This window comes from Azohydromonas caseinilytica, from assembly GCF_012927045.1.
In the GTDB taxonomy this organism is placed as follows: Bacteria; Pseudomonadota; Gammaproteobacteria; order Burkholderiales; family Burkholderiaceae_C; genus Azohydromonas; species Azohydromonas caseinilytica.
The window spans coordinates 1-1,864 of record NZ_JABBFW010000082.1 but is presented as its reverse complement, the minus strand read 5'-3'; the positions used below and the strand labels follow the sequence as shown (position 1 = coordinate 1,864).

The 1,864-nt window shown below is 69.6% G+C and carries 3 protein-coding genes; all 3 read left to right on the top strand.

Annotated features, from left to right (window positions below; all coding sequences use genetic code 11):
* On the top strand, positions 1–558 hold a 558-nt coding region (locus tag HHL10_RS30030; RefSeq protein ID WP_169164093.1), incomplete at its 5' end, for an FAD-dependent oxidoreductase.
* Between the two features lie 26 nt (positions 559–584).
* Complete coding sequence (locus tag HHL10_RS30025; RefSeq protein ID WP_169164092.1) at positions 585–890, top strand: sarcosine oxidase subunit delta; 306 nt, start codon at positions 585–587, stop codon at positions 888–890.
* The coding region (locus tag HHL10_RS30020) for a 2Fe-2S iron-sulfur cluster-binding protein (RefSeq protein ID WP_169164091.1) at positions 887–1,864 on the top strand (978 nt) is incomplete at its 3' end. The genes HHL10_RS30025 and HHL10_RS30020, both read left to right, overlap by 4 nt.

Here is a 1,864-nt window from a genome sequence, read left to right as displayed (position 1 = left end):
CGCGTGGGCTGCGTCGCGGCCGGGCACTCCTCGGTGCTGGCGCGCATGGCCGGCATTCGCCTGCCCATCGAGAGCCACCCGCTGCAGGCCTTCGTCTCGGAGTCCATGCAGCGCGTCATCGACACCGTGATCATGAGCAACGCCGTGCACGGGTACCTGAGCCAGTCCGACAAGGGCGAGCTCGTCATCGGCGCGGGCATCGACAGCTACCTGGGCTACGGCCAGCGCGGCAGCCCGCACGTCATCGACCACACCGCCGCGGCCATCATCGAGCTGTTCCCGCAGTTCTCGCGCGTGCGCATGAACCGCCAGTGGGGCGGCATCGTGGACGTGTGCCCCGACGCCTGCCCCATCATCAGCAAGACCAGCGTGCAGGGCCTGTACTTCAACTGCGGCTGGGGCACGGGCGGCTTCAAGGCCACGCCCGGCTCGGGCCACGTCTTCGCCCACACCATCGCCCACGACCGTCCCCACCCGCTGGCCGAGCCCTTTGCCATCAGCCGCTTCCACAGCGGCCACCTCATCGACGAGCACGGCGCCGCCGGCGTCGCCCACTGAACAAGTAGTTCCGCGAGACAAGCACCATGCTGCGATTTCACTGCCCGCACTGCGACGAGCTGCGCGACGAGGAAGAGTTCAGCTACGCCGGCGAGGCCTTCATCGCCCGCCCGGCCAGGCCCGAGGAGGTGGACGACGCCACCTGGGGCGACTACCTGTTCATGCGCCGCAACCCCAAGGGCTGGTTCTGGGAGCAGTGGCAGCACAGCGCCGCGTGCCGCAAGGTCTTTGCCGTGCGGCGCAACACCGCCACGTACGAGATCGCCGGCTGCTGGACGCTGCAGGAGGCCAAGCCGCTGTTCGAGGCCGAAGTTCAAGGAGAGCCCGCATGACCGCCCAACGCGTTGACGTCGCCGGCGCGCGCATCGACACGCGCAAGAAGATCCACTTCAGCTTCGACGGCAAGCCCTGCACGGGCTACGTCGGCGACACGCTGGCCTCGGCGCTGCTGGCCAACGGCCACCTGCGCCTGGCGCGCAGCTTCAAGTACGGCCGCCCGCGCGGCATCCTGGGCGCCGGCGCCGAGGAGCCCAACGCCCTGGTGCAGATGGAAGAAGGCGCCTTGACGGTGCCCAACATCAAAGCCACGCAGGCCGAGCTGTACGAGGGGCTGAAGGCCGCCTCGACCTCGGGCTGGCCGAGCCTGGACTTCGATCTCAAGGCCACGCTGGGCAAGGCCTCGCGCTTCATGCCCGCGGGCTTCTACAGCAAGACCTTCAAGTGGCCGCGCAAGCTCTGGCCCACCTACGAGGCCGTGATCCGCAAGTTCGCCGGCTTCGGCAGCGCGCCCACCGAGGCCGACCCCGAGCACTACGACCACCTGTACCACCACGTGGACGTGCTCGTCGTCGGCGGCGGCGCCTGCGGCTTGCTGGCGGCGCTGCAGGCGGGCCAGGCCGGCTTGAAGACCTTGCTTGTCGATGAGCAGAACGAACTGGGCGGCTGGCTGCTGTCGGACCCCAGCGCCCACATCGACGGTCGCAACAGCGACGCCTTCATCCGCTCGGCGCGCGCGGCGCTGGAGAAGATGCCGCACGTGACGGTGCTCTCGCGCACCACGGCCTTTGGCCTGTACCAGGACAACCTGGTGCTGGCCGTGGAGCTGGTGCAGGACCACCTGGCGCCGGCCCTGCGCAACCCCAACCTGCCCCGGCAGCGCCAGCACAAGATCCGCGCCAGGCACGTGGTGCTGGCCACCGGCGCCATCGAGCGCCCGCTGGTGTTCGGCAACAACGACCTGCCGGGCGTCATGACGGTGTCGGCGGGCCAGACCTTCCTCAAGCGCTACGGCGTGCGCGTGGGCCAG

Excerpts from the sequence above, each read along its gene's own strand:
- HHL10_RS30025 (WP_169164092.1), top strand. The coding sequence starts at position 585 with ATGCTGCGATTTCACTGCCCGCACTGCGACGAGCTGCGCGACGAGGAA.